We start from the raw sequence: 25,499 nt of genomic DNA, 5'->3' as shown, positions 1-25,499 counted from the left end.
ATCTCATACTACCCCTGATTGTAAGGGGACGAAAAAGACCCCGTCCAGAACGGTTCTTTGATAACGCTGGGAACTCATTCTTTCTACCATCACCAATTGCTGCTCTTTTTCATTCTTGGCAACAGGGGCCACTAGGCGACCGCCAATTGCCAACTGATCCAGCAAAGCATCAGGGATGCCCAAGCCAGCGGCAGCCAAGATAATTCCGTCAAATGGTGCTGCTTGTGGCAGACCCAAAATACCATCGCCATAAATTAGGCGCAGATTATTGATTCGAAATGGGCGCAACTTCGCTCTAGCTAAATCATGTAGAGGTCGAATCCGTTCAATGGAATACACCTCATCAGCCAATAAACTGAGTACGGCCGCTTGATAGCCACAACCTGTACCAATCTCTAATACTTTACCTAAGGGATGACGCGGTTTGTGCATGAGCTCAATCATGCGCGCCACTACTGATGGTTTAGAAATCGTTTGCTCATGGCCAATGGGTAAAGCAGTATCTTCGTAAGCCTGCGCATGCAAACCCGGATCCATAAAAGCATGGCGTGGAACCGTTGCAATCGCTTCTAGTGTTTTACCGTGCTTAACGCCAGTAGCATGCACTTTGGCCGCAAGCGCCTGGCGATAGGCTGCGAATCGCTCTACTGGCTGCTTCAACCGCGGTCCCAACCATTTGCACGCATCGCTGCTAAACGCGCGTGATGCGTTAAATCTAATTGCATTGGGGTGATTGAAATACATCCATCATCAATCGCATGAAAATCCGTGCCTTCAGAATTATCTTTGACATGCCCTGCCGCACCAATCCAATAAATCTTGTCACCACGTGGGCTATCTTGCACCACTACTGGTTGTGAATGATGGCGGTTACCCAAGCGAGTTACGCGCCAACGGTACAAGTCCTCATATGGACGATTGGGAATATTGACATTCAGTAAAGCTGCCATGCCATCAGTATGATTTTGGTTCAAGCTCGACACCAGCATTTGCGCCACGATGTCGTGCGCCGCCTTAGCGGCATCGTCAATCCGATTCCAGCCACGATCAATTTGGGAAAAAGCAATCCCTGGCACGCCAAACATTACCCCTTCAATAGCGGCCGCGACTGTACCTGAGTACAGAACGTCTTCACCCATGTTCTCGCCCTGATTGATTCCGGAAATGACGAGGTCAGGTTTCTCGTCCAAGAAACCAGTCATGGCTACGTGCACACAATCTGTGGGCGTGCCATTGATAAAGAAAAATCCGTCACGCTCTCCACCGGCAACGCGATGAATCGAGAGCGGTCTTGAGAGTGTCAGAGAATTAGAAGCGCCGCTATGGTTTTGCTCTGGAGCAATCACAGTAATGCGACCCATAGGACGTACAGCATTTACTAGCGCCAGCAAGCCTGGCGCCAAATAGCCATCATCGTTAGATACCAAGATATGGGGTTGTGTTGACATGCTTATACCAATCCAGGTTTATGCTGACCGCGCGCTCTCATAGCGGCGTAAATAACTGGCAACACTAAGAGAGTCAGAACTGTTGTGGTTACCATACCCCCCACAATTACCAATGCGAGTGGGCGTTGCGCTTCCGAACCAATCGAATGGGAAAGCGCTGCAGGTAATAGACCCAAGCCCGCCAACATCGCAGTCATCAATACTGGACGAACACGCAATGCCGCACCATCCACCATGGCATCTTTCATGGCAGCATGCTCTTCGGCAACGGTCTTATTGATATAAGAAATCAGAATCACACCATCCTGAATCGCGATACCAAACAAAGATAAGAAGCCAAACAAAGCAGAAATACTCAAAGTCTCGCCACCTAGATGCAAAGCGATAATGCCGCCAATCGCAGCGAATGGGACATTAATTAAGACTATCACCGCATCACGGAAGTTCCCTAGCGCGGTTACCAATAGCAAGAAAATAGCCACTAGCGTCAATGGAATGATGACCATCAACTTTTGCTGCGCAGCTTTCATCTGATTGAACTGACCGTCCCAAACAATGTTGTAGTTCGTTGGTAAGGCAACATTCTTTTGCACTAAATACTTAGCGTCTTCTACCGCACTTCCTAGATCTCGACCACGTACGCTAAAGATCACTGCAATGTAGCGCTTACCTGCTTCACGATAGATAAAGAATGGGCCATCGGTCAGTTGCACCTGCGCAACCATGCTTAATGGAACCTTTTGTCCATTGGGCGTATCAATCAAGAGGTTCGCCACATCAGGAATATCGTTACGGCTAGCTTCATTTAAGCGCACAGCAACCCCGAAAGTCTTCTCCTCTTCCAAGAAGTTAGTAACAGGGGCGCCACCAATAGAGTTTGCAACTACCGTTTGAATGTCGCTTACGTTCACACCATAGCGTGCCGCTTGTTCACGATCAATCCGAATGTTCAATGTTGGCTGACCAAGCTCTTTAAGAATGTTCTCATCCTCGATGCCGCGAACTTTTTTGAGTTGCTCCACCACCTCATGCGCTTTTTGGGCTAGCACCTCCAAGTCTGAACCAAAAATCTTGACAGAGTTCTCGCCCTTCACGCCAGATAGAGCCTCATTGACGTTGTCTTGGATATATTGCGAGAAGCTGTACTTAACACCCGGAATCTTGTCGAGCTCCGCCTGCAAATGCTTAATCAAATCATTTTTTGATGTGCCCTTTGGCATTTTGTCAGGGGCTTTAAGGTACAAGCCGTACTCTTGGTTGAATACCCCGGTGGAATCGGTGCCATCATCAGGACGGCCAATCTGTACGGCGACGCGCTCTAGCTCAGGTTGTTTTAAGAAGGTCTCACGCAATTGATTAGCCACTTCAACCGAGTAGTTCAAATCCACTGTATTGGGCAAGACCACACGTAACCAGATATTGTTCTCTTCCAAGGTCGGCAAGAAAGCGGTACCTAAGCGAATCGCGCTTAATAAGGTCACACCCAAAATAAATAATGAGATTGCAATCACATGACGCGGGTGATCCATCCACTTACGCAATAAAGGACGGTAATGCTGCAATATCCAAGTAATAAATTTTGGTGGCTCGTGATGAAAGTTTTGACCAAAGACGTAGGACATCGAAGCGGGCAAGAAGGTCAAGCTGAGTACGATAGAGGCAATCAGCGCAAAACCCATGGTGAATGCCATAGGTTTAAAGATGATGCCCTCAACGCCGCCCATCAAAAATAGTGGTGAGTAAGCAACGATGATGATGCTCGTTGAATACACCATGGCGCGTTGCACTTCACTGGTAGCCAAGATGATGCTTTGATTAACGCGCTTGCCACCCTCTTCCATATGACGCATGACGTTTTCAGTAATGATGACAGCGGCGTCTACGATGACCCCAAAGTCAATTGCGCCCAGAGAAATCAAATTCGCGGGCACATTAAAGAGGTACATCATGATGAACGAGAAGCAAAGCGCTAGCGGTATGACTGCTGCCACCACAGCTGCTGCTCGCAAATTACCTAAGAACACGTAGAGCAATACCAAGACCATGGTGATACCAAAAAACATGGTGTGCTTTACGGTGCCCACCGTAATATCAAGCAATACCTGGCGATCGTAAAAAGGTTTTACCTGAATACCCGGTGGCAAGATGTGGTTGTTGATGTTGTCGATCTTTTCACGAACACGAGCCAATACTTCAGAAGCGTTCTCACCCCGGCGCAGATACACAATACCTTCAACTGAATCTGGATTATCATCAAACTGGAACATGCCTAAGCGAGGCGCATTACCAATCACCACAGTTGCCACATCGCCAATACGAACTGGCACACCCTTATTTACGGCAATCACCACCTGCTTGATGTCATCAATGTTGCGCAATAGGCCAACACCACGAACCACAAACTGCTGCTCGCCACTTGGCAAAATGCCACCGCCAGTATTGTCATTGGCTTTAGATAAGGCATCGATTAACTGCGGAATGGTCACCCCTTTAGATTGCAAGCTCTCTGGACTCACAATCACTTGGTATTGACGCACCTTACCGCCAAATGAAGACACATCAGCAATACCTGGTGTTTGCTTGAGCTCTTTATAGATCTCGTAGTTTTGTAAGGTCTTTAAACGTGTAGGTGATGCGTAGTCAGATGCCACCTGGTAACGCAAAATCTCGCCTGTTGCATCAGAGTCTGGGCTAACGCTAGAACTCACGCCTGGTGGGAATGCCACATTACCTAAATTGGTAATGAAAATTTGACGAACTTTAAATGGATCGGCGTTGTCATTAAATTTCAGGGTAACAACAGACAAACCAAAGAGTGATACCGAGCGAAATGCTTTAACCCCAGGAATACCAGCTAAGGCATTCTCAACCGGGATTGTGACTTGTTGCTCAACTTCAGTCGTACTCCTACCAGGCCATTGCGAAATCGCTTGAATGGTTAATGGCGCCACGCCAGGGTAAGGCTGAATCGGCAGTTGCTTAAGACTAAATGCACCCAGTATTAACAAAACGGCCGCCGCGAACAAAATCACGACGCGCTTGTCTAAGACTCCCCGAATGAAGGAGGTAACAAAACTCAATTATTCCTCCTGCTTGGCAAAACGGTCATTTAATAAGACCGCGCCATCAGTAAGCACCTTCATGCCGGGCTCAAGCCCTTCGGTGACAGCAAAGCGTTTGCCATCAAGGTCATAGCCTTTAACAGCAAATCGTCTATAGGAGTCTTTGCCAATTTTAATGATGGCATAACGCATCTCGCGCACCCGGACAATTGCAGACTGAGGCACCACCACCGCTTCCGCTTCTGCAGTCTTTAGGCGCGCGCTGACATACATATCCGGACGCAATAGACCATCTGGATTTTCTACATCGCAACGAATGAGTAATGCATGAGTCTCTGGATCGATAGTAGGTGCAATGTAGTTAGCCGTTGCCACAAACTCTTTATCAGGATAAGACTCAGTACGCAGAATCATGGTCTGCCCTTTTTGAATCTTCCGAATATCTTGCTCAAAGATATTGCCCAAGAACCACAGCTCTTTTGGATTAGCCAAAGTCACCAGCACATCACCGGCGTTCACAATTGAGCCTGGCTCTACAGCACGCTTGACAACAACACCTTGCAAAGGTGAGCGCATGATGAGGTTAGTTTGGGTTTTGCCACTCTTTTCTAACGCCTTGATATCACCATCACCAGCACCTAAGTTACGCATCCGGTTGGCGGCAGCTTGCTGAGTAATTTGTGCATCGCCCAAGAGATCACTCATCGTTTTATTACTCTCGAGCACCTTAGCGGTTTTAGATGAGAGCAAATACTCTTGCTGCGCGGAGATAAATTCTGGGCTATAGAGCTCGATGACTGGAGAGCCTACTTCAACGGCAGCCCCATCAAATGCGTAGATGCGCTCTACTCTGCCTGGCGCTCTAGCGGAGAGCACTTTAGATTTTTCTGCATTAAACGCCAAGCGACCTGGCACTTTCAATTCAACTGGCACTGTCACTAGAGTTGCGTCTTGGAACACATAAATATTCGGGTTCAGTTCCACACCAGGAAGCTTGAGCTCCATAGCGCCAGTACTTTCCACTTTTAATACTTTGTCACTCTTTTCTAATTTGACTGGGCGATTCACGTTCACGAACAAACCAATCACAATACCGAGCATCAAAATAGAAGTACAAATAATGACTAAGCGTAAACGAGCACGGGTCTCTGGAGGTAAAGCCCAGTAGGAACGATGAATCTCATTGGTATTAGCAGCAATGCGGGCAGAAAGCTTATCCCGAAGCTTTTGCACTTCTGCAATCGCTCGCTTGTAGAGGTGAATGAGTTTGTCCTTCAAAACCACTCCTTAAAAAGGTTCTTTTCCAGCAGTCACCATCAATGCGGCTTGTGCTTGCAGAAGGTTTGCTTCGGCTAGGGCCAATTGCACCTCCAAATTACGTAACTGTGTTTGGGCTGTCAATAAATCATTAAAGCCCTGACCATTATTGGAATACTGAATCAATCCCACCTTGTAAGCAGCATCTGCTTGAGGCACTTGGCGATCCTTTAAGAAGGTAGTCGCTGTTTTGGCTTGCTGATAAGCAGCATAAGCAGAGTTCACTGCCAACACGACTTGCTGACGATTCGAAATCTCACTGGCTTCAGCAGAAGCTTGATTCCGCATGGCTTGCTCGACACCATACTTTTCTTTGGTAAAGAAGTACAGCGGAATAATCAGATCTAATTCAAACTGATAAAACAAGGCGCCATTGTTTGCAGAGAATGGGCCGCGTGGCGTGTATGAAGAACCAATCACCTGAAAGTCTGGCAAGTAAGCTTTCTTTGCCAATGTGACACCTTTGCGCGCGGCATCCAGTTGCAGCGCAGAGCTCTTAAGACTGGGATGACTTGATTCGGCGTAATCTTCTAACTCCAATAGGGTGGGCACTGGTGCTAGCGCACGACGACCATCGCCTTTAAGAATCAATTTTTCTCTGGAGTGACGACCAATCAAAGTGTTGATGTTCTTAATACCCACTTCAAGCTGACGTTCTAAATTAAATTGATCTGCTTCTGCTGCGCTCTGTGCGACTTGTGCATTGAGATACTCAACATAAGCTGCTGCGTTATTGGCATAGCGCGCCTTAGCTACGTTCTTAATCATCTCTAGGCGCACTACAGATTCTTTGAGAACCTGCAATTGCTTTTGGGTTGCTAAGGTGTTGTAGTACAAGGTCGAGAGCTGCGCACCCAACTGCAAGTAAGTAGATTCAGACTGGGCTAATAAGGACTCTGCATTGGTATCAGCAATATCAGCAGCCAAACTCTTCTTGCCAGGAAACTGGAAGGGCTGCGCAACAGAAATCGAGTTATTACTGCTAATGCCTTGTGGGTTTTGCGGTGTTGGCGCGTTCGCACCCCCCAATGCAAATGGAGAATTGACCGGCATACCTGACCACACTAATCCAACTTGAGGATTTGCTGGTGCAGCGATTTGTGGAACAGTTGCTTTAGCAGATAAGTAAGACTCGCGCAGAGATGCTAACTGTGGGTTATTGAGCTTGAGCTCATTCCAAAGTTGACGCAGATCCATTTCAACAGGACCCGATGGAGCGCTCTTCACAAAGTTCTTCGGCGTATTTGCTTTAGTCACTGGTGTAAATAATTCAGAGGCCTTCGATGACTTTTCTACTGGTGCGTTTTGCGCACTGAGTTGCGCACCAATCGATGGCGGTGCTGATAAAGCATCACCGGATTGAACCGTCACACTTGCTGGTGGTGTATCACCAGTTTGCGCAGAAGCAATTAAAGAAAAAGAAAAGGCTGCAGAAAATAGTAGGGGCGCTAGCGCTAGGAAGGCAATTTCCTGATATTTGAATGCGCTAATTTTGCGTGTGCCGAATATCAACAAAGGCAGCTGTCCCTATTTATCTGTCAAATTCAAAAATGCTGTTTTTATAGCCCCTAATGCGGTTTTGCCCAAAAAGAGCGCCCAAATTAGGGGGTTCTAAGGATTATAGGGTAGAAAACGCAAATGTCGAATAATTAGCATTTCCTATCCTATTGATTCTAAAGAGAATAATCATTTATATACCCTGCCAATCGGCTATTCAGACCCTAAAACTCGGCATGAACCCTAAACGAGACCACATTTACTGGGCCGCGAGCGGCGTTATAGGCAGGATTAATGATGTGTTGATAGTTCAAACCCAAGAGTACGTTTTGCACTAACAAGGCGTTGTAATAGAACTCACTCACCCGCTCAGGTTTGTAGCTAATCGTTTGCGCTGGGCTGACATACGGATACGGCGTATCACCAACGAAGTTAGAAATGCCACCTGCTTGTAAGTAAGCGCGGCGATTCACTGAAATGCCATTGAGCATGGCTGATACACCAATCGTATCTTTTGCCCTACCCCATCGCTCACCATTAATGCCCATACCAACTGATAAGGATTGGTCTGCTTCTGCAAATGACATTGTTTCGGTATGGCCATCAGATGTGAAGGCCCTCATATAGATGCCCATATCTTTTGTTAACGCTTGCTCTGCATTCACACCAATACCCGTTTTGTATTGAAAATTATTGCGCACGTTAAATAAAGCCTGCGTACCTCTGGAATCTGGATTAGCAAGTAGGTAATTGGTAGCATCAGAGTAACGCGCCATCAGCATGCGATTGCGATAACCCAGCACACTGACCTTACCAGGTAAATCACCGATAGTATGTTGACGCTCTACTTCAATTTGGTCGCCATAAGCGTTAAAAATTTGCCAATTGAGATTGAGTTGATTTGGAATCTTTGGAGTTAGCATTCGCGATGCTCTAAACACCCAGTTATCACGGTACCATTCACCCGCCAAGCCCCAGCTGTAGCCGCGGGCATCGGCAGCATAGTCATACGCCAAGTAGGTCATATTGCCCCAGTTCATGAACTGCACACGAGGGTCTTTTGCGTAACGACTATCGTCAAAAATATCTAATGTAGAAAATTGACCAGCAGTAATGACAAAACGATTGCTGCTTACCGTCTGGGCAATCTGATTAGCATCGTTTGCTAATTCAACCTTACCACCTTCTTGATTAATTGTTTGACGCAAGAATGCTCTTGCAGAATAAAAATGGGCTTGCGCACCTTGCGCGCGAGTTGCTTCACCGTTGGTAAAACCGCCAAAACCAGTTAACCCAGAAAACGGCACGCCAGAAACCACTTCGGGATTGAAATAAATATCCGTGTCTTGCGCTAAGCGTGCGCCAAAAAATAATGTGCCAGACCAGGTGTAGCTCATCGACTTGAGTGACGATAAGCTATTCTGTCCCTGATATTGAGAATTGAAGTTGTTATAGCGCTGATTAATGTATGTAGTTTGACCATGCACGTTCACAGGTAAACCTAAGAACTCACCTTCGGTTGGCAACCAATCTAAATCATTAGCAAAACTGGCAATCTGGTCGGCACCTGACCCTGCCCTTTGCGCATGCGCAAAAGCACTCAATACACTTAGCAGGAGAATGAGCAAAAATTTGCGAGTCATTCACAGTTTTCAGATTGGGTTGCCCAGCAAACTAGAGAGGCAACAGATTGATGGAAATTCAAGCAAGTCACCGACTGGAATTGAAGCCCAACGGTGGCGCAGCCCAAATTATCCCCAAAACGGAGCAATTTACCTAGTATTTATGTCGAGGAAATGACAATTTGAAGTCATTGGGTCAATTAGTGTGCCCTTGATACCACGCTACAACCCAATGAAATCAGCGGCGATCCATCAAGGCTCTAGCAAGCGTGCCTGCATCCACATACTCAAGCTCACCGCCCACTGGAATACCACGAGCAATGCGGGTAACTTTGATGCCCTTGGTTTTAAGCACTTCACCAATGTAATGAGCAGTAGCCTCGCCCTCACTCGTAAAGTTGGTAGCGAGTACTACTTCCCGAATAGGTACACCCGTATCTGGATTTTCAATACGAGCTAGTAAGCGGTCAAAATGAATTTCATTCGGGCCCATGCCATCGAGCGGTGAAATCCGACCCATGAGTACAAAGTAATTACCTTTGAAACTCAAGGTTTGCTCAATCATTACTTGGTCAGCAGGTGTCTCAACAATACACAGCAAAGACGGGTCACGACGACCATCGGAGCAAGTGGTGCAAATGGGTGTTTCAGAAAAAGTATTGCAACGGGTGCAATGACCTACGGTTTCAACTGCTTCGCCTAAGGACTCTGCTAACACAGCAGCGCCATTGCGGTCATGCTGCAATAAATAGAAGGCCATGCGCTGCGCAGACTTAGGCCCTACTCCAGGCAGTACTCTTAATGCTTCGATCAATCGACCGAGTGCATCAGTAGGTGCTTCGTGACGCGCCATGAACTTAAATGACTAAATGAGAAAGTAAGAGTTACTAATGATTTAGAAAGGCAACTTAAAGCCAGGAGGCATTGGCATACCCGCTGTTGCGCCAGACATCATTTGCGCACTTGCGGCTTCAACTTGCTTAAATGCTTCGGTATATGCCGTCACGATGAGGTCTTCCAACATCTCTCTATCATCCATTGCACCTGGATCGATTTGTACGCGCTTGAGCTCATACTTGCCAGAGACAGTCACTTTTACCAAACCACCAGCAGCTTGGCCAGTCACTTCCAACGCAGCGAGTTCAGCTTGCGCAGTTTTCATCTTCTCTTGCATCTGCTGAGCTTGTTTCATCAAGCCAGCAAGTCCACCTTTCATCATGACTTCTTTTCCTTATTGCTTATGTGTGAATTTAAGAGATTGTCTCAGAGGAGTCTTATAGCGGCTTAACTGAGCCGCCAACCACCTTGGCGCCAAACTCTTTTTCTAATTGCTGAATAAATGGATCGGCTGCAATCATTTGTTCTGCATTTAATCTTTTCTCTTGATGAATCTGTGCATCAACCTTAGCGACGGTCTTACCTTCTACTTCACCCTTTTCAATGATGACTTTGACAGTCTTACCAAAGTGCGCAGTTAGGGCATCAGCCAAACGCGCAATTGATGCATCAGAGGCAAGCTGGGGCATTTGCGTCACAACCACCGCTTTAATGCCGTTTGGTGAATCATTCCAATCTTGCAACTCCGTCTGAAATGCCAACTGCTGTACTAAACCACGCACAGGCAATTGACGCATCAAGCCATGCCAATCAGGACGATCTACTGGGCCAGTGTTTGCTGGAGCGACTGGGGCAGAAACTTTAGCTGCAGGGGCAGCACGGTTTGCTGGCGCCGCTGACTTTGGTGCAGCAGATGTTGTTGATGCTGGACGCGCAGTATTTACTGGTGGCGCTGATGGTGCCGAGCTTCCTACAGTTCCTGCGCTTCCCGAGTTTCCAGGGCGAAACGCGAGCATGCGCAATAAGGTCATCGCAAAGCCAGTTTGCTCATCAGGTGCAAGCGATAAATCAGGACGGCTCGTAATAGTGATCTGATAAAAGAGTTGTGCCTCTTCTTTAGTGAGCTGTCCTGCCAAGCGACGAATCGCTTCGGCTTCAGGCCAATCATCCAATACAGACTCTGGCACGACTTGTGCTGCTGCAATCTTTTGCAACAAACTAGATAAGTCTTGTAATGCGAGTGAGAAAGACATGCTGCGCTCACCCATTTCATTAGCGACTGCTAGAAGACTTGCACCATCTTTAGCAATTAAGCAATCGAGAATACGAATGAGATAAGCATCATCTAATGTGCCAAGCATGCCGCGTACAGACTCTTCAGTCACCTTACCGGCAGCGTAAGCAATCGCTTGGTCAGTTAATGAGAGCGCATCACGCATCGAGCCTTGGGCTGCTTTAGCCAATACGCGCAAGGCATTGACTTCATAGGCGACTTTTTCAGCGGCAAGCACCATTTCTAGGTGCTCAACGATGAGGGGTACGGGCATTTGCTTGAGGTTGAACTGCAAGCAACGAGACAAAATAGTGACCGGAATCTTTTGGGGGTCAGTAGTTGCCAGAATAAATTTGACGTGCTCTGGCGGCTCTTCCAATGTTTTGAGCATGGCATTGAAAGCATGATTGGTGAGCATGTGCACCTCGTCAATCATGTAAACCTTATAGCGACCATTACTTGGTGCGTATGCCGCTTTCTCTAATAAAGAAGCAATGTCATCAACACCACGATTACTGGCGGCGTCCATCTCGATGTAATCCACAAAGCGACCCGCATCGATTTCCATACAGGCGGGGCATTTTCCGCAAGGCTCAGAGGTCATCTTTCCGGAACCATCGGCACCAGTGCAATTAAGTGCTTTTGCCATGATTCGAGAAATCGTGGTCTTACCTACTCCACGGGTACCGGTAAATAGCCATGCATGGTGTAAGCGACCCTGATCCAAAGCATGGGTTAAGGCCTTAACCACATGGTCTTGTCCAATAAGCTCAGAGAATGTTTTGGGGCGCCACGAACGGGCTAATGCCAGTGCTGTCATATCTTACATTCTAACAAGCTAAAATGGAATTGGATGGGCCTCCCCGCATGGTGGGTTGGATAACCTGGTCAGGTCGGGAACGAAGCAGCCAAACCCAATTTCTGCCAGTGCCGGGGGTTTGGCTCATCCACCTTCACCCCCTCACCCGCGGTTACACGTAGAGATTAATTACTGGGCTTCCCTAGGAAGCAGTAGGTTGAAAAACCCGAATTCTTGGAGCAATCTTTTTTTGCAATGTTCGCTTGGCGACTCGCATGTCGTACTCCATTTGGAGATTTAGCCAAAACTTGGGATCAATCCTAAAAAACAATCCCAATCGAATTGCAGTATCCGCAGTAATAGGTCGAGTACCGTTAACAATTTCGCTAATGCGACTTGGAGGAACGTCAATATCAGCTGCAATTTGTCTTGCGGTAATTTTCATGGGTTTCATAAAATCTTCTAGCAAGATTTCACCCGGATGAATTTCTTCTAACAATTTAGTCATCACAACCCCCATCAGTGGTAATCCACTATTGCAACACTAAAGGCACCATCTTCTTTCCACATAAAGCAGATGCGCCACTGCTGATTAATACGAATGCTGTACCAGCCCATGCGATCACCTTTTAATAATTCCAAATGATTACCAGGTGGAATTCTTAAGTCCAATAAATCTGTAGTCGCATGTAACTGCAACAGCTTTCGTCTTGCCACCCTCTCAATACTTCGGAATCTTTGAGAAACCTTGCTGTTGAATAGCGCCTCAGTTTCTCTGCATGAGAATGAATGGATCATGAAATATTATTCTATGAAATAGATTCTGTCAAACAGAATATTATTGATGGCTAGAAGACATGGGCCTAGAAGATCCTCAAAACTCTGAAGATGCCCCAAATCATCCAAATGATGAGCAAAACGACGACGGTTCGTACGTCTAACTGAATCTTGAAAAGACGCAATGTCTTATGGGTGCACTCGACAGATACTTGCAAACCGAACCCTCCTCTATATAGAAAGATTCAGCGTAGCGATTTCAATAGGAAATCAATAGAGGTGATGGATGAAATGAATGTAGGAAAGAGAGGAATATTGCTAGGTCTTATTCAATCTAGTAAAGCTTGCTCAGCAAACTTAGCCAGTTTGAGTAAGGCCTCATCATCCTGGTAATTGCCCATCAACTGAATTCCGAGCGGTAATCCATTGGCTGATTTACCTGCTGGAAGATTAATCGCTGGAATACCTAAGTAGCTACCAAGAGCACAGAACGATGGGTCGCCTGTCCATGTTAGATCTCTAGGGGCCTCGCCCGTTGCCGGCGCTAGTAAGAGCCCATCAAACTCTTTAAATATCTCGCTGACTGATTTGCGTAACTGTGCCTGCTGGCTTAATGCAGCTTCATATTCAGCCCGAGAGTAATCCGCCCCTTTGGCAGCAAGCTCTTTGATGTTTTCGCAAAGAAGTCCTGAATGATTTCGTAGATGCTCGTAGTGTATCTGCGCGGCCTCATAAGCCATAATCGTGGGCATTTGATTCACGCCATCCCAGTATTGGCTAGGTAACTCTAATGTCTCTACACTTGCACCTGCTTGTTGTAATTTTTTGATCGCCGTTTGGATCGTCTGCTCTTGCTCAGCACTCATTAAGTGATCAAACGGTGTTTTGAGCAATGCAATCTTAGGTATATGGTTGATACTCAATTGCGCTACGTCGCTTACCTTTGTTTTGGTACCCCGATAAACACTGCCCTCTTTGAGCAATTGATAGGCATATGCGACATCTTCTACCGATCGAGTAAAGAACCCAATGTGATCCAATGCATATGAAAGTGGATGAGCGCCTTCTTTGGAGATGGCACCAAAACTTGGCTTAAATCCCACGACCCCACAAAATGCAGCAGGTCTGACAACCGAGCCAACTGTCTGTGTACCCAAGGCCAGCGGGACAACACCAGCAGCGACTGCTGCCGCAGATCCACTAGATGAACCGCCAGGGGTATGAGCGGAATTGTGGGGATTGACCGTTGGGCCTGGAGTTTTCCAGGCAAATTGAGTAGTTACTGTCTTACCAAAAACAATTCCGCCTAAAGCCCTGATCTTCAGGACGATTGGCGCATCTTGCGATGGACGATGATTGGTATAGATTGGCGAACCATTGGTGGTTGGCAAATCTTGAGTGTTAATAATGTCTTTGATACCAATTGGGATGCCCGATAAAGGGCCTGGTGCAATCGACTTAATGAGATCTTCTAAGGAATGCCTAGAAACAAAAGCCTTTAAGTTTGGCTCCAATTGATTGGCCAACTCAAATGCATTCTTCAGTAAGTCCTTTGGATCAAGTTGATGCGCGTCAATTTGTTTGGCTGCCGCGATTAAACCTAAAGCTTGGTGACTATTCTTCATTTTCTGGATTGCTGCCAATCGGTAATCAGGTCTTCAAAAATTTGGGTGGCATCGGTAATTTTGTCTACGTAGCAAAATTCATCGGTTTGATGCGCCATCTCTGGCTGTCCAGGCCCCAGAATGACTGTTGGAGGATTACCAATAGCGGGCTTTAGTGCAGAAGCGTCGGTAAAGTAAGAAACTGTTTTTTCAGTTGGTCTAACACCGTTGACTTGCTCACAACGGTCAAATACTTTGGCCATCCAAGGGTCGTTTGCAGGTGTGTATACGCCTTCAATGTCAATGATGGTTTCTAGTTTCACAACCGGGCCTAGAGCTTTACATAGACAGCCGTATATATGTTTGTGACTTTGCCCCGCCACCGTACGAATATCTAAAGTCATTTCGGCAGCATCAGGCACAGAGTTGATATTTAAACCCGCTCTAGCAGTACCCACATTCAACGTACCTTGCCCCATCATGGGATGCGCCGGGGTATCAAAAGTAAATTGCTCAAGAGTGATCGCCGCTTTTGCCAATTTATAGAATGCATTGTCACCACGCTCTGGCATCGATCCATGAGCAGTAACACCCTCAGTAGAAGCTTTGAGCCAATAAGCGCCCTTGTGACCCAGCAGTGGCTCATTGGCGGTGGGCTCTGCAACAACAAAACAGCCAGCAGGGCCTAAAAATTTGAGAATCTCATCACTCGCCGCAAGATGAAACGCCCCTTCACAACCCGTCTCTTCTCCCGCAGTAATAATCATGCTGACGCCACCACCTGCTTTAGGAGTTTGCGCGGTTTTCATGGCAGCAACAATAAAAGCAGCAACGCCGCTCTTCATATCGCTAGAGCCACGACCGAATAATTTGCCATCCTCAATTACACCAGCAAATGGTTCATGCTTCCAAGACCGAGCTCCTAATGGAACTACGTCTACATGACCCGTGAAACAGATGCTTGGAGTTGCAGGAGTACAAGCGCCAATTTTGGCAACTAGACTCATCCGTCGTGGCGCAAACTCAATCTTGCGACACTCAAAACCAGCCGGCTCCAAAATACTCGCTAGAAAATTACAAATCTGGTCTTCATTACCAGGAGGATTGACTGTGTTAAATCGAATGAGCTCTTGGGTTAGTGCGATTGGATCGGGAATAGTCATCATGTGCATTCGAGCAAATTACGTTGAGGATACTTAGTTGAGGAAACTTAGTTGAATAAGCTCACCCAAAATAGGCAGCTTGTACCTCTGAATTTTCAGCAAGCTCAGTGGCGCTACCCTGTGCCACAACCTGCCCTTTCGCAATCACGTAGCCGCGATGCGAAATCGCTAAGGTTTGACGGACATTTTGCTCAACCAGTAAGACTGTCGTCCCCATTTGATTGATTTCTTTGATGATCTTGAAGTTCTCTTTCACAAATAAAGGGGAAAGACCCAAAGAAGGCTCATCAAAAATGAGAAGTTCGGGAGAGCTCATTAAGCTACGGCCAATTGCCAACATGGCTTGCTCACCGCCAGACATAGTTCCCGCTAATTGATTAGAGCGTTCAGCCAGACGCGGAAATAAAGTCTTTACCCGCTCGCGACGTTCCTGTATGACCTTTTGATCGCCGACTAGATATGCACCTGCTGATAAATTTTCATCAACTGTCATTCGAGGAAAAACACGACGCCCTTCCGGCACACAAGCAATACCTTGACCAATAATGCGGTGAGTCGCTAAATGCGTGATGTCCGCACCATTAAAAGTAATCTTGCCGCGATTAGCTGGAGTTAAACCCAGGATAGATCGAATGAGAGTGGACTTGCCGGCGCCATTAGCACCTAAGATGCAAGTGATTTGTCCACGCTCAACTTGAATCGATACGTCTTCTAAAACATCAATCCGATCATAGGCTGTATAGATATGGTCGATTTCTAATAAGGCCATAATTATTCCTGCCCCAAATAGGCAACCTGAACTTCACGGTTGCTCACGATTTCATCATAAGTGCCTTCGGCAATCTTTTTACCGTAATTCAGGACGATACAACGCTCAGTCATACGCTGAATTAAGCCCATCTCGTGCTCGATCAAAATAATCGTAAAGGGCTTGATTTTGCTTCGCACCTGCAAAATATCATTCATTACTTCCGCAGTTTCGTCATGCGTCATACCTGCGGATGGCTCATCCAATAACAAGAGATCAGGCTCGCTGATTAAGGCTCGGCAAATTTCAATACGACGTCGATCAATCATCGGCAAACTGGCAACAGGCTCAAATATTTTGGGAGCCAATTTAGGGTTGAAGGTCTTTAATAAGCTTTCTACCTGCTCGACCACCCTTTCATACTCAGCCTTAAACGCCTTGCGAGAGAGTAAGTTAAAGAGCAAACCCGTATTAAGGCGACGATTATCACCAATGGCAATATTATCAAATACCGTTAATGGCAAGGACAAGCGTGAGCGTTGGAATGTTCTAGTAATGGCATTCAGATAAACCTGCTGCGCACTTGCATCAGTCAAATCATGACCGCGAAAATGCACGCGTCCGGAACTAGCGCGATACAAGCCAGTGATGACATTAAAAAATGTTGTCTTACCAGATCCATTAGGGCCTAAAAGACCTAGAACCTCACCTTCATTCACATGTAAATTCAAGGAGTCCAGCGCTGTAACGCCACCAAAACGCATGGTGAGATCTTGTGCTTCTAGCAATTTAGTCTTGGAATTCAAAGATTGCTGGCTCATTCTTTTTCTCCCGCTTTACCAGAAGGAAAATACTGGCGAACACGCCTTGGTAATAAACCATCGGGACGGAATAGCAAAATCAAAATTACTACGATTGCGTATAGCAGAAAGCGATACTCCTGAATAAACTGCAATTTCTCCGGAAGAATCACCACAATCGCGGCTGCAGGAATAATTCCCCATGGGTTCCCAATGCCACCAAGAATCACAATTGAAACCAGGATCAAAGAATCAGCAAAAGTGAAGTTGTTTGGCGCCACATAGGCCGTCATCATGCCGTAGAGCGCACCAGCCAAGCCCGCGACAAAGTTACCCAAAGTAAATGCAACAATTTTCCAATGGGCGATATTGACCCCAAAAGTAGAAGCGGCAATCTCATCCGTACGAACCATATCCATACTTAAACCAATCCATGAGCGCTCTAAATTGCGAGTAATACGGAAGGTTGCAATCAGCAGAACTAAGGCAATCACTAAATAAGGAATATAGAAGGACAACTCAATACCGACCACCTCAAGCCCATCAGAAAGATTCCAGCCAAAAATGGTTAGCGGTGGAATTTTTAAGCCTTGCGGACCACCCAGGGTGTCGTTTACCTCTAAGAAGTTGCGGAACAAAATACCAAAAGCAATCGTTACTAGCGCAGCATAGTGACCACGCGTTCTCAGAACTGGATAAATCAGGATGGAACCAATTAAGGCCGAGATTGTTGCCGCAATGAATAGTACTAATAAGTGCGGTACTTCGGTATGAGTAGCTAAAACTGCGGCGGTATAGCTTCCAATACCAAAGAATGCGGCACCCGCAAAGTTAACAATACCTACGTAGCCAAATTGAATATTAAGTCCCAAGCAAACAATGGAGTAAATCAATACCGTTGCCAGCATCAACAAAGCAAAGTGGGAGTTATGAAACACGATCATCATGACCAGGACACCGATCACTGACGCAGTTGCTGGAAAGCTTGGATGCTGACTGACTGCAAGAGCCAGACGATCCATGAACCCAGTTTTCTTGCCAACTAAACTCGCGACAAAAGCAATCGCAACTAATGCACCGACTTCCAGTTGATTTTCAGCACCGAGCAACAAGATACAATAGATCAAGCAAACAATGAAAGTAGAGATCAACAATTTCATACTTACACCCGCTCACTGGATTTTTCTGAGATCAAACCGGTTGGCTTTAATCCCATAATGATGATGATCGCCGCAAATGCGAATACATCTTTGTATGCGCTGGGAACGCTAGGCAGTATTGCCGGTAGCAATACTGCCCCAACCGTTTGAAGAGCGGCAAATAAGAAGCCACCAACAATCGCTCCATAGAAATTACCCAAGCCACCAACAACCGCAGCAGAGAATCCAATCACCCCTAAAAGCAAGCCCATACTGAAATTGACTTCGTTGTAATACAAGCCATTCATCAAACCTGCTAGCGCAGCCAATGCAGATCCCAACATAAAAGTGATCAGCACAATTTGTCGAAAATTGATGCCCATAATGCGTGCAGTTTCACTATCTTGCGCAACTGCACGAATCGCTAATCCGATCTTGCTTTTGGTAATCAGCCTCTGCACAGCAACAATCGTAATCACACCGGTAGCTAGAAGAATCAAACTATCCGAGCGCAATATGAATTCTCCAATAGCAATTCCATCGCTCGGAAGGAGTCTTGGGAATGGTTTTGGATTGGATCCATTTGGATAAAACAAGCGAACCAACTCACGCAAAGCCAAGCCCAACATCAAAGTAACTAGCAATGTATTAATTGGGGGTGCTTTTTGGAGAGGCAGAATCAAATAGCGCGCAATGATTGCACCAAGAAATGCTGCTATCGAAAGGCTCACTAACACCAACACAAGCAGTTGTAGCCATGGAGAGTCAAAAGTTCCAGCAATGCCAATATAAGTGGTGAGGCCAGCAAAGGCCCCCACCATCAAGATATCGCCGTGCGAGAACTTAATAACGTCCAGAACACCAAAGTACAGGGTGAAGCCGACCGCCACAATTGCGTAAATGACGCCCAGCATCAACCCATTAAGAAGATACTGCAAAAAAATATCAAATGACACGCTAGAACACTTTCCTCTTAGCTTGAAAATCTATGAAGAATTATTGGCCTAGCTTACGCTGTCCTTTGGCATACAAACTATCTTCCCAAACAACCCATTTACCGTCTTGCGCAACGTATTTGGAAATCAATGGAACGATATTTTGACGATGATCGTCAAAGCTTACCTTGCCAATAATAGTTTCCACATTTTGAGTGTTGTTTAACACTGCCATTACTTTCTTGCGATCTGGTCCAGCCTTTTCGATCGCATCAATAATCAGAGTTGCTGCAGTGTAAGCAAATGGTCCGTATGCCTCTGGAGCATCAGGATATTTTTGTTGATTGTATTTAGCGATAAATCCAAGACCACCTGGCAATTTCTCCCATGGAGCGCCCTCAATAAATGAGAGCGAACCTTCAGAGAGTTTGCCCAAGCCCTCAATGTAGGCATCAGACTTAATTCCAGAGGTGCCTTCAAATACAGCCTTAATACCCAGACGATCCATCTGTGTACGAATGCGAATACCGATAGGAGTTAAACCTCCGAAATAGACTACCTCAGGCTTTAACTCTTTTACTTTGGTCAACTCCGCTGTGAAATCCTGCTGATCTGCAGTAACGCCAAAGGTTCCCAAAATCTGTCCACCATTTTTGGTGAGATATTGAGAAAAATATTTATTGTGACCTTTACCGTAGTCGGTAGTGTCATGAATGATGACCCACTTCTTGTAACCAAGCCCTGTAAGAAACTTTGCTGCAACTTCGTTTTGGTTAATCATGGTGCCATTAACACGATGTACTTCTTTGTAGTTGTTGGCGTAAGTAATTTCAGGCAAAACAGCGCCCCAAACCATGACCGGCAAGCCAAACTTGTGATAAACGTCGACCGTACTCATTGCCACTGCAGAACAGTAGTGAGTAACGCCAGCAATAATTGAACTATCTGAAGCGATCTTGGTTGCAACTTGTACACCTACGTTCGGTTTGCATTCATCATCAGCCGCAACTAGTTCGTACTTGTACTTTGCATTTGGGTCCTGGTTCTTTAATCGAACTGCCAAATCTGCTGAGTTTCGGCCACCAATACCGTTCGCAGAAACTCCCCCTGTCAGGGGTCCAATATAGGCAATTTTGACTGTATCTTTAGCAGATACATTCCCTGAAATACTGATAACTAGGGCTGCAAACAACGTAGAAATACGTGATTTCATGCTTGATCTCCTTATTTATAGGTAGTACTGCTTTTTTCTTAGTGTAGCAAAGCTCTGAGATTTAAATATACAGGGTATAAAAATCACAAAGTAGTACGGACAAGCGTAAATCTGTGCTGTACGCACTCATATAAATCACCCATTACCCAATTTGGTGAGTCCACAGAACCGATTAATTGAGTAATTAGCCAAGAAACTGGGTTTAAGTCTTAGTTTTTTAGAAAATATCCGGCTCAGGTACCGGTTTACCAAAACTGGTTTCTAGGAAATCAAAGTCGCATCCATCTTCTGCTTGCAAAATGTGACGACTAAACATCCACCCATAACCTCTTTCATATTTGGGCTCTGGTGCTACCCACTTTGCTTTTCTCTGGGCTAGCTCTTCATCACTAATCTCTAGATGTATTTTTCTGTTTGGTACATCTACAGTAATCAGGTCACCCGTTTTCACTAAAGCTAAGGGGCCACCAATATAAGACTCTGGTGATGTATGCAAGATGCAAGCGCCATAACTAGTACCACTCATGCGGGCATCAGATAAGCGCAGCATGTCACGCACACCCTGCTTTACTAACTTCACCGGAATGGGCAGCATGCCCCACTCTGGCATACCAGGACCGCCTTTCGGGCCCGCGTTTCTGAGAACCAGGATGTGATCCTCTGTGACATCGAGGTTTTCATCCTCGACGGCTTTTTTCATTTCTGGGTAGCTATCAAATACGAGAGCTGGGCCAGTGTGTTTGAGGAACCTCTCAGCACACGCACTAGGCTTAATCACTGCACCACCTGGTGCGATATTTCCCTTCAGGACTGCTAGCGCACCCTCTTGGTAAATGGCTTTATCTAATGGTCGAATGACATCATCGTTATGCACCTGCGCATCTTTTATATTCTCGCCAATGGTTTTGCTAGTGATGGTCATTGCACTTAGGTTCAGATGACCGCCCATTTGTTTTAAAAGCGCTGGCATTCCGCCTGCGTAATAAAAGTCTTCCATCAGATATTGATCGCCACTTGGCCGAATGTTGGCAATCACTGGAACTTTTCTGCTGGCCTGGTCAAAATCATTTAAGGTCACTGTGCATTCTGCACCTGCACGACGAGACATGGCAATCAAATGAATGATGGCATTGGTACTGCAACCCATCGCCATCGCTGCATTAATTGCGTTTAAGAAATTGGCTTTACTAAGCACCCTTGCAGGTGTGAGGTCTTCCCACACCATTTCAACAATTCTTCTACCGCAAGCAGCAGCCATACGCGGGTGACTCGCATCTGCTGCTGGAATACTCGATGCGCCTGGCAAAGTTAGTCCTAACGCCTCAGTAATGCCCATCATGGTGGCGGCAGTGCCCATCGTCATACAGGTGCCATGGCTACGGGCAATACCGCCCTCCACTTCCAACCACTGCGCTTCAGAGATATTGCCTGCACGGCGCTCATCCCAATACTTCCATGCATCTGAACCTGAACCTAAGACTTTGCCTTTCCAGTTCCCGCGTAGCATTGGACCAGCGGGTAAATAGACAAATGGTAGACCTGCAGATAAAGCGCCCATTACCAAACCGGGCGTAGTCTTATCACAGCCACCCATGAGAACCGCTCCGTCGACTGGATGCGAACGAATCAATTCTTCTGTTTCCATCGCGAGCATATTGCGATAGAGCATGGTGGTTGGCTTAACGTATTGCTCTGCTAATGAAATGGCAGGCAACTCCAACGGAAATCCACCAGCTTGTAATATGCCACGCTTCACATCTTCTACTCGTTGCTTGAAGTGTGTATGACAAGGATTGATATCAGACCAAGTATTAATAATGGCAATAACGGGTTTACCTGCCCAATCCTCTGGCCCATAACCCATTTGCATGGCTCTAGAACGATGTCCAAAGGAACGCAAATCATCTGGTGCAAACCAGCGAGCACTACGCAAGGATTCTTTGGTCTTTTTGGACATAGGCGCCTATGAATCAATATGAAAATAAATGTAAAAGCCTATATTAATGCTGGAAATTGCAGAAAGGGTATTCCTGCACTTGTTTTCTGCCAACCATTTAATTACCCTACTAAAAATAGAGCATCAAGACCTAAATAAAAAACCCAATAACACGGGAATGGAGACTAGATGAAGCTTTCTTTATGGATTAAAACGCTGTGCATTTGCTCTTTAGCTTGCCTTGGCTCGCTTACAGCCATCGCCCAATCGGAATACCCCAATAAGCCCGTCAAAATTATTGTTCCCTTCCCTCCCGGTGGCACCACTGATCTGATGGCACGCATTTCTGCTGAACAACTAACTAAGATCCTCAAACAAGCCTTTGTGATTGAGAACGTCGCTGGTGGTGGTGGCGTCATTGGCGCTGAACGAGCTGCTGGTGCGCAGCCTGATGGCTACACCTTAGTAATGACCGGTGTTGGTCAAAATGCGGTAGCTCACGGCCTTGACCCCAATCTCAAATATGACTCAATGAAAGATTTTGCGCACATCTCTCTCATTGATCTTGGCCCAAATGTCTTAGTAGCTCACCCAGACCGCCCTTTTAAAACACTGAAAGATATTGTTGACTTTGCAAGAGCCAATCCTGGCAAGCTCGACTATGGCTACACCTATGCGTCATCAGGTCATATGGCGATGGAGTTACTACGCCAAGCAACTGCCACCTGCGCAGATCCTAAAAAGAAACTGAACTGCAATCCATTGCCAATCGTTGGCATTCCCTATCGCGGTGGTGGCCCATTAATGAATGCCATTTTGGGCAATGAAATTCCGATGGAGTTTATCAATCAAGACGCTGCATTGCCTTACGTTGCCGCCGGCAAACTGCGCCCAATTGCGGTAAGTAGCTTACAACGCAATCCTTTGTATCCAAATGTCCCCACTGTTGCTGAAAGTGGCTACCCAGGATTTCAGGCACTCTCGTGGGCCGGTATTAGTGCACCCAAAGGAACACCTAAACCAGTGCTCGATAAATTAGAAGCTGCCATGATTCAGGCGCTGCAAACTCCTGAAGTCAGGCAACGGATTGAGTCAGTCGGTTTTGTGATTCCACCATTGGGTGCGAATGCATACAACAATTTCTTGAAATCTGAAATTGAACTCTGGACAAGTCTCATTAAGAAGTCTGGAATTAAGCCAGAGTAATTCAAGCAGAATAGTTATCAAGACAACTATTCTGCTTAGTTACTTTTAGTTATTTTTAGCTTTCAGCGCTTCTTCTAACTGATTGATCTTGTTTTGCATGGCAGCCATCTTGGCATTGAGTGCGCCTACATTTAAGAATGTCTCATCAGTGACAGGTGCTTTGAGGTTGTTACCCCAACCCAGCCAGGATGAATCGTAGACCTTTACCTTTTTAAATCCTAGACTCTTGAGAACCGTTGCCGTCTCAGAGGCACGGACTCCACTTTGGCAATACACCACTGTCTCTTTATCAGGATCTAGATTCTCGTAGAGTTTTTTCAGATCAGTTGTGTTTTTTAGTGCCATTCCTGAGTTGTCGTTTACCTGCTTTTTGCTCAACTTCACTCCTGCAGCTGGGTCCTGCCAGTTATCTTCAAATGGCACATTGATTGCATTTGGAATATGCCCGCCACGAATGGCGCGGATGTCCTTACCAGAATATTCATCAGGTGTTCTTGCATCAATGATTTGCACCGATTTGGACTGCGCCAATTTGAGCATCTCTTCATTGCTCACCACCAGCTGTTTTTGTGGCACCAAGGCTACTGATACAGGCTTGAGACTTATGCGCTCTTTCTGAATGGGTAGGCCTGCTTGCTTCCAGCCATCAATACCATCGTGATAGATCTGGGCGTTTTTTCCACCAAAGTATTTAATGGTGTACAAGCCAAAGTAGCTATAGGGATTTCCTCTTGAGCCATAGACCACTACTTCCTGATTTACATCCAGTCCAGCAGCATTGAAGACCTTCTCAATCTGCTCTATTGGAATGTAGTCTTCCTTATTGGGGTCACGCAATACAGCACCAGCATCGCCAATGTTAATTGCTCCCGGGATATGGCCATCGAGATAACTCTTTTCATCACGAACATCTCAAATGATTGCGCCACGAGCAAGTGCTTGCTGTACTTGATCTGTTTGAACAATCACTGCTGTGTCCTGAGCAAACACGCCACTGGCAATAGATGCCAAGACGATTAATAAGAGTTTTCTCACTGGGTCTTCCTTTTAACAAATAAGATCTATATAGATGATGAATGAGCCTTTACTCATCCTTCACTCATCCTTCATATTGGCGCTCTTCACGATCGGCTGTAGACGCTTACGCTCTTCGTTCAAGAACTTAATGAAGTCTGCTTGTGACCCTGGAGCTGGCTCAATACCCTGCGGAATCAATCGAGACTTGAGCGCATTGGTATCTAAAGCCGCATTAATCGCTTGGTTCATCTTGGCGATAATTTCAGGTGAGGTGCCTTTAGGGGCAAAAATACCTGACCAGTGGCCAATGAAGATATTGGGGTAACCCAACTCTTTCGTAGTTGGCACATTTGGTAAACGAGTAATACGTTTGTTCCAAGTAGAGGCGATTGGTCTGAGTTTGCCGCCTTCGATTTGTGGTAAGACCACAACGCTGGCCTCTGATGTGGCATCTACTTGTTTAGAGACCACTGCAAACACACCTTCTGATCCACTCTTGTAAGGAATGATTTCATAATTACCACCACCAGCATAAATCTTGAGCATCTCTGCCACGAAGTGTGGGGTGCTACCAGAGCCCGCTGTTGCAAATGTGACGCCTGGTTTGTTTTTAGCTTTTGCTAACAGCTCTTTAAAGTTCTGAATCGGTGACTCACTATTCACCACAATGATCGATGGGCTCACCGCCATCATGCCTACTGGCACCAAGTCTTCTTGCTTATATGGCATGCTGTTACGAAGCATCGGAATGGTCACTACGCCACCTGCTGCACCAGCGTAGAAGGTGTAACCATCCGAGGCACTCTTGGCAACGTAGTCGCCACCCAACACAGAACCTCCGCCCGGCTTGTTCTCTACGATTACCGGTTGTCCCAGTTGCTTACCTACGGCTTCCGCAACAGCACGTGCCACTAAGTCATTTGCGCCACCAGGACCAAAGCCCACTACAAATTTAATTGGGCGATTAGGCCATAGATCTGCAGCAAGCGCAGATGTAGCGATAAGTGTAGAAACAAACGCTATAAGAATTTTGGATAGTTTCATGATGGTTTTGGTGTTGGCTAGGTTAGGTTGAAATGAGTGAGGTTAGGCTTGGTTAAATCTGA

At 46.2% G+C, this 25,499-nt stretch carries 22 protein-coding genes, 1 other RNA gene and 2 pseudogenes; 2 read left to right on the top strand and 23 right to left on the bottom strand.

The genetic code is table 11. The features are described from left to right. Nucleotides 1-3: 3 nt before the first annotated feature. The 9 genes and pseudogenes from ICV39_RS06645 to dnaX all read right to left on the bottom strand — a co-directional run. A pseudogene (locus ICV39_RS06645) lies at nt 4-627 on the bottom strand (protein-L-isoaspartate(D-aspartate) O-methyltransferase); the annotation flags it as partial. A 29-nt stretch (nt 628-656) separates the two neighbouring features. After that, nucleotides 657-1,448: a 5'/3'-nucleotidase SurE gene (gene surE / locus ICV39_RS06640; protein WP_215389354.1), complete on the bottom strand. Its 792-nt coding sequence runs from the start codon at nt 1,446-1,448 to the stop codon at nt 657-659. Nucleotides 1,449-1,450: 2 nt separating this feature from the next. Next, nucleotides 1,451-4,528: an efflux RND transporter permease subunit gene (locus ICV39_RS06635; RefSeq protein WP_215389353.1), complete on the bottom strand. Its 3,078-nt coding sequence runs from the start codon at nt 4,526-4,528 to the stop codon at nt 1,451-1,453. Next, nucleotides 4,529-5,794 (bottom strand): efflux RND transporter periplasmic adaptor subunit, encoded by a 1,266-nt coding sequence (locus ICV39_RS06630; RefSeq protein ID WP_251372645.1) that lies wholly within the window; start codon nt 5,792-5,794, stop codon nt 4,529-4,531. A gap of 3 nt (nt 5,795-5,797) precedes the next feature. Then, nucleotides 5,798-7,342, bottom strand: coding sequence for a TolC family protein (locus ICV39_RS06625; protein ID WP_215389351.1), 1,545 nt, complete (start codon nt 7,340-7,342; stop codon nt 5,798-5,800). A 206-nt stretch (nt 7,343-7,548) separates the two neighbouring features. After that, the gene (locus ICV39_RS06620; RefSeq protein ID WP_215389350.1) at nt 7,549-8,967 is read right to left on the bottom strand and encodes a carbohydrate porin; all 1,419 of its coding nucleotides are present in this window, start codon (nt 8,965-8,967) and stop codon (nt 7,549-7,551) included. 217 nt (nt 8,968-9,184) lie between these two features. Next, entirely contained in the window at nt 9,185-9,799 is a 615-nt protein-coding gene (recR, locus tag ICV39_RS06615) for a recombination mediator RecR (protein ID WP_215389349.1), read from the bottom strand. A gap of 42 nt (nt 9,800-9,841) precedes the next feature. Further along, a complete protein-coding gene (locus ICV39_RS06610) occupies nt 9,842-10,165 on the bottom strand; it encodes a YbaB/EbfC family nucleoid-associated protein (RefSeq protein ID WP_215359808.1) in 324 nt (107 codons plus the stop codon). Nucleotides 10,166-10,220: 55 nt separating this feature from the next. Next, entirely contained in the window at nt 10,221-11,876 is a 1,656-nt protein-coding gene (gene dnaX, locus ICV39_RS06605) for a DNA polymerase III subunit gamma/tau (protein ID WP_215389348.1), read from the bottom strand. A 32-nt stretch (nt 11,877-11,908) separates the two neighbouring features. On the opposite strand from dnaX, the gene ffs reads away from it, so the two are divergent. Next, an RNA gene (gene ffs / locus ICV39_RS06600) (signal recognition particle sRNA small type) lies at nt 11,909-12,007 on the top strand. 50 nt (nt 12,008-12,057) lie between these two features. Here ffs and ICV39_RS06595 read toward each other — a convergent pair. The 10 genes from ICV39_RS06595 to araD form a co-directional block, all read right to left on the bottom strand. Next, the gene (locus tag ICV39_RS06595; protein WP_215389347.1) at nt 12,058-12,363 is read right to left on the bottom strand and encodes a HigA family addiction module antitoxin; all 306 of its coding nucleotides are present in this window, start codon (nt 12,361-12,363) and stop codon (nt 12,058-12,060) included. An 11-nt stretch (nt 12,364-12,374) separates the two neighbouring features. Next, entirely contained in the window at nt 12,375-12,653 is a 279-nt protein-coding gene (locus ICV39_RS06590) for a type II toxin-antitoxin system RelE/ParE family toxin (protein ID WP_215389346.1), read from the bottom strand. Between the two features lie 308 nt (nt 12,654-12,961). Beyond that, nucleotides 12,962-14,257 (bottom strand): amidase, encoded by a 1,296-nt coding sequence (locus ICV39_RS06585; RefSeq protein WP_215389345.1) that lies wholly within the window; start codon nt 14,255-14,257, stop codon nt 12,962-12,964. Beyond that, nucleotides 14,254-15,408: a M20 family metallopeptidase gene (locus ICV39_RS06580; protein ID WP_215389344.1), complete on the bottom strand. Its 1,155-nt coding sequence runs from the start codon at nt 15,406-15,408 to the stop codon at nt 14,254-14,256. Before ICV39_RS06580 ends, ICV39_RS06585 begins: the two co-directional genes overlap by 4 nt. Nucleotides 15,409-15,460: 52 nt before the next feature. After that, nucleotides 15,461-16,168 (bottom strand): ABC transporter ATP-binding protein, encoded by a 708-nt coding sequence (locus ICV39_RS06575; protein WP_215389343.1) that lies wholly within the window; start codon nt 16,166-16,168, stop codon nt 15,461-15,463. Between the two features lie 2 nt (nt 16,169-16,170). Continuing rightward, nucleotides 16,171-16,968, bottom strand: coding sequence for an ABC transporter ATP-binding protein (locus ICV39_RS06570; RefSeq protein ID WP_215389342.1), 798 nt, complete (start codon nt 16,966-16,968; stop codon nt 16,171-16,173). Next, nucleotides 16,965-18,107: a branched-chain amino acid ABC transporter permease gene (locus ICV39_RS06565; RefSeq protein ID WP_215389341.1), complete on the bottom strand. Its 1,143-nt coding sequence runs from the start codon at nt 18,105-18,107 to the stop codon at nt 16,965-16,967. Before ICV39_RS06565 ends, ICV39_RS06570 begins: the two co-directional genes overlap by 4 nt. Before the next feature lie 2 nt (nt 18,108-18,109). Further along, nucleotides 18,110-19,042, bottom strand: coding sequence for a branched-chain amino acid ABC transporter permease (locus tag ICV39_RS06560; protein WP_256437345.1), 933 nt, complete (start codon nt 19,040-19,042; stop codon nt 18,110-18,112). Nucleotides 19,043-19,082: 40 nt separating this feature from the next. Further along, complete coding sequence (locus ICV39_RS06555) at nt 19,083-20,234, bottom strand: branched-chain amino acid ABC transporter substrate-binding protein (RefSeq protein WP_215389340.1); 1,152 nt, start codon at nt 20,232-20,234, stop codon at nt 19,083-19,085. Between the two features lie 217 nt (nt 20,235-20,451). Further along, nucleotides 20,452-22,191 carry an L-arabinonate dehydratase gene (araD, locus tag ICV39_RS06550; RefSeq protein ID WP_215389339.1) on the bottom strand — a complete coding sequence of 580 codons (1,740 nt, stop codon included), beginning with the start codon at nt 22,189-22,191 and terminating at the stop codon, nt 20,452-20,454. Between the two features lie 168 nt (nt 22,192-22,359). On the opposite strand from araD, the gene ICV39_RS06545 reads away from it, so the two are divergent. Further along, on the top strand, nt 22,360-23,376 hold the full coding sequence (locus tag ICV39_RS06545; RefSeq protein ID WP_215389338.1) for a tripartite tricarboxylate transporter substrate binding protein: 1,017 nt from the start codon (nt 22,360-22,362) through the stop codon (nt 23,374-23,376). Between the two features lie 45 nt (nt 23,377-23,421). Here ICV39_RS06545 and ICV39_RS10100 read toward each other — a convergent pair whose 3' ends face one another. From ICV39_RS10100 to ICV39_RS06535, 4 genes and pseudogenes are all read right to left on the bottom strand, one after another. Beyond that, entirely contained in the window at nt 23,422-24,042 is a 621-nt protein-coding gene (locus ICV39_RS10100; RefSeq protein WP_371816574.1) for a sulfurtransferase, read from the bottom strand. Then, a pseudogene (locus tag ICV39_RS10095) lies at nt 24,022-24,276 on the bottom strand (rhodanese-like domain-containing protein); the annotation flags it as partial. The pseudogene ICV39_RS10095 and the gene ICV39_RS10100, both read right to left, overlap by 21 nt. Before the next feature lie 12 nt (nt 24,277-24,288). Then, complete coding sequence (locus tag ICV39_RS10090) at nt 24,289-24,411, bottom strand: hypothetical protein (protein WP_256437343.1); 123 nt, start codon at nt 24,409-24,411, stop codon at nt 24,289-24,291. 60 nt (nt 24,412-24,471) lie between these two features. Then, nucleotides 24,472-25,437 carry a tripartite tricarboxylate transporter substrate binding protein gene (locus ICV39_RS06535; protein ID WP_215389336.1) on the bottom strand — a complete coding sequence of 322 codons (966 nt, stop codon included), beginning with the start codon at nt 25,435-25,437 and terminating at the stop codon, nt 24,472-24,474. Nucleotides 25,438-25,499 lie beyond the last annotated feature (62 nt).

The organism is Polynucleobacter sp. MWH-UH25E, assembly GCF_018687095.1.
Taxonomy (GTDB): Bacteria; Pseudomonadota; Gammaproteobacteria; order Burkholderiales; family Burkholderiaceae; genus Polynucleobacter.
Note: the sequence above shows the minus strand (reverse complement) of the source record. Positions and strands in the feature narration are given on the sequence as shown.

Coding starts and splice junctions, on each gene's coding strand:
- surE (WP_215389354.1), bottom strand. CDS start 1,448: ATGTCAACACAACCCCATATCTTGGTATCTAACGATGATGGCTATTTG.
- ICV39_RS06620 (WP_215389350.1), bottom strand. CDS start 8,967: ATGACTCGCAAATTTTTGCTCATTCTCCTGCTAAGTGTATTGAGTGCT.
- recR (WP_215389349.1), bottom strand. CDS start 9,799: ATGGCGCGTCACGAAGCACCTACTGATGCACTCGGTCGATTGATCGAA.
- ICV39_RS06610 (WP_215359808.1), bottom strand. CDS start 10,165: ATGATGAAAGGTGGACTTGCTGGCTTGATGAAACAAGCTCAGCAGATG.
- dnaX (WP_215389348.1), bottom strand. CDS start 11,876: ATGACAGCACTGGCATTAGCCCGTTCGTGGCGCCCCAAAACATTCTCT.
- ICV39_RS06595 (WP_215389347.1), bottom strand. CDS start 12,363: ATGACTAAATTGTTAGAAGAAATTCATCCGGGTGAAATCTTGCTAGAA.
- ICV39_RS06590 (WP_215389346.1), bottom strand. CDS start 12,653: ATGATCCATTCATTCTCATGCAGAGAAACTGAGGCGCTATTCAACAGC.
- ICV39_RS06585 (WP_215389345.1), bottom strand. CDS start 14,257: ATGAAGAATAGTCACCAAGCTTTAGGTTTAATCGCGGCAGCCAAACAA.
- ICV39_RS06580 (WP_215389344.1), bottom strand. CDS start 15,408: ATGCACATGATGACTATTCCCGATCCAATCGCACTAACCCAAGAGCTC.
- ICV39_RS06575 (WP_215389343.1), bottom strand. CDS start 16,168: ATGGCCTTATTAGAAATCGACCATATCTATACAGCCTATGATCGGATT.
- ICV39_RS06570 (WP_215389342.1), bottom strand. CDS start 16,968: ATGAGCCAGCAATCTTTGAATTCCAAGACTAAATTGCTAGAAGCACAA.
- ICV39_RS06565 (WP_215389341.1), bottom strand. CDS start 18,107: ATGAAATTGTTGATCTCTACTTTCATTGTTTGCTTGATCTATTGTATC.
- ICV39_RS06555 (WP_215389340.1), bottom strand. CDS start 20,234: ATGAAATCACGTATTTCTACGTTGTTTGCAGCCCTAGTTATCAGTATT.
- araD (WP_215389339.1), bottom strand. CDS start 22,191: ATGTCCAAAAAGACCAAAGAATCCTTGCGTAGTGCTCGCTGGTTTGCA.
- ICV39_RS06545 (WP_215389338.1), top strand. CDS start 22,360: ATGAAGCTTTCTTTATGGATTAAAACGCTGTGCATTTGCTCTTTAGCT.
- ICV39_RS06535 (WP_215389336.1), bottom strand. CDS start 25,437: ATGAAACTATCCAAAATTCTTATAGCGTTTGTTTCTACACTTATCGCT.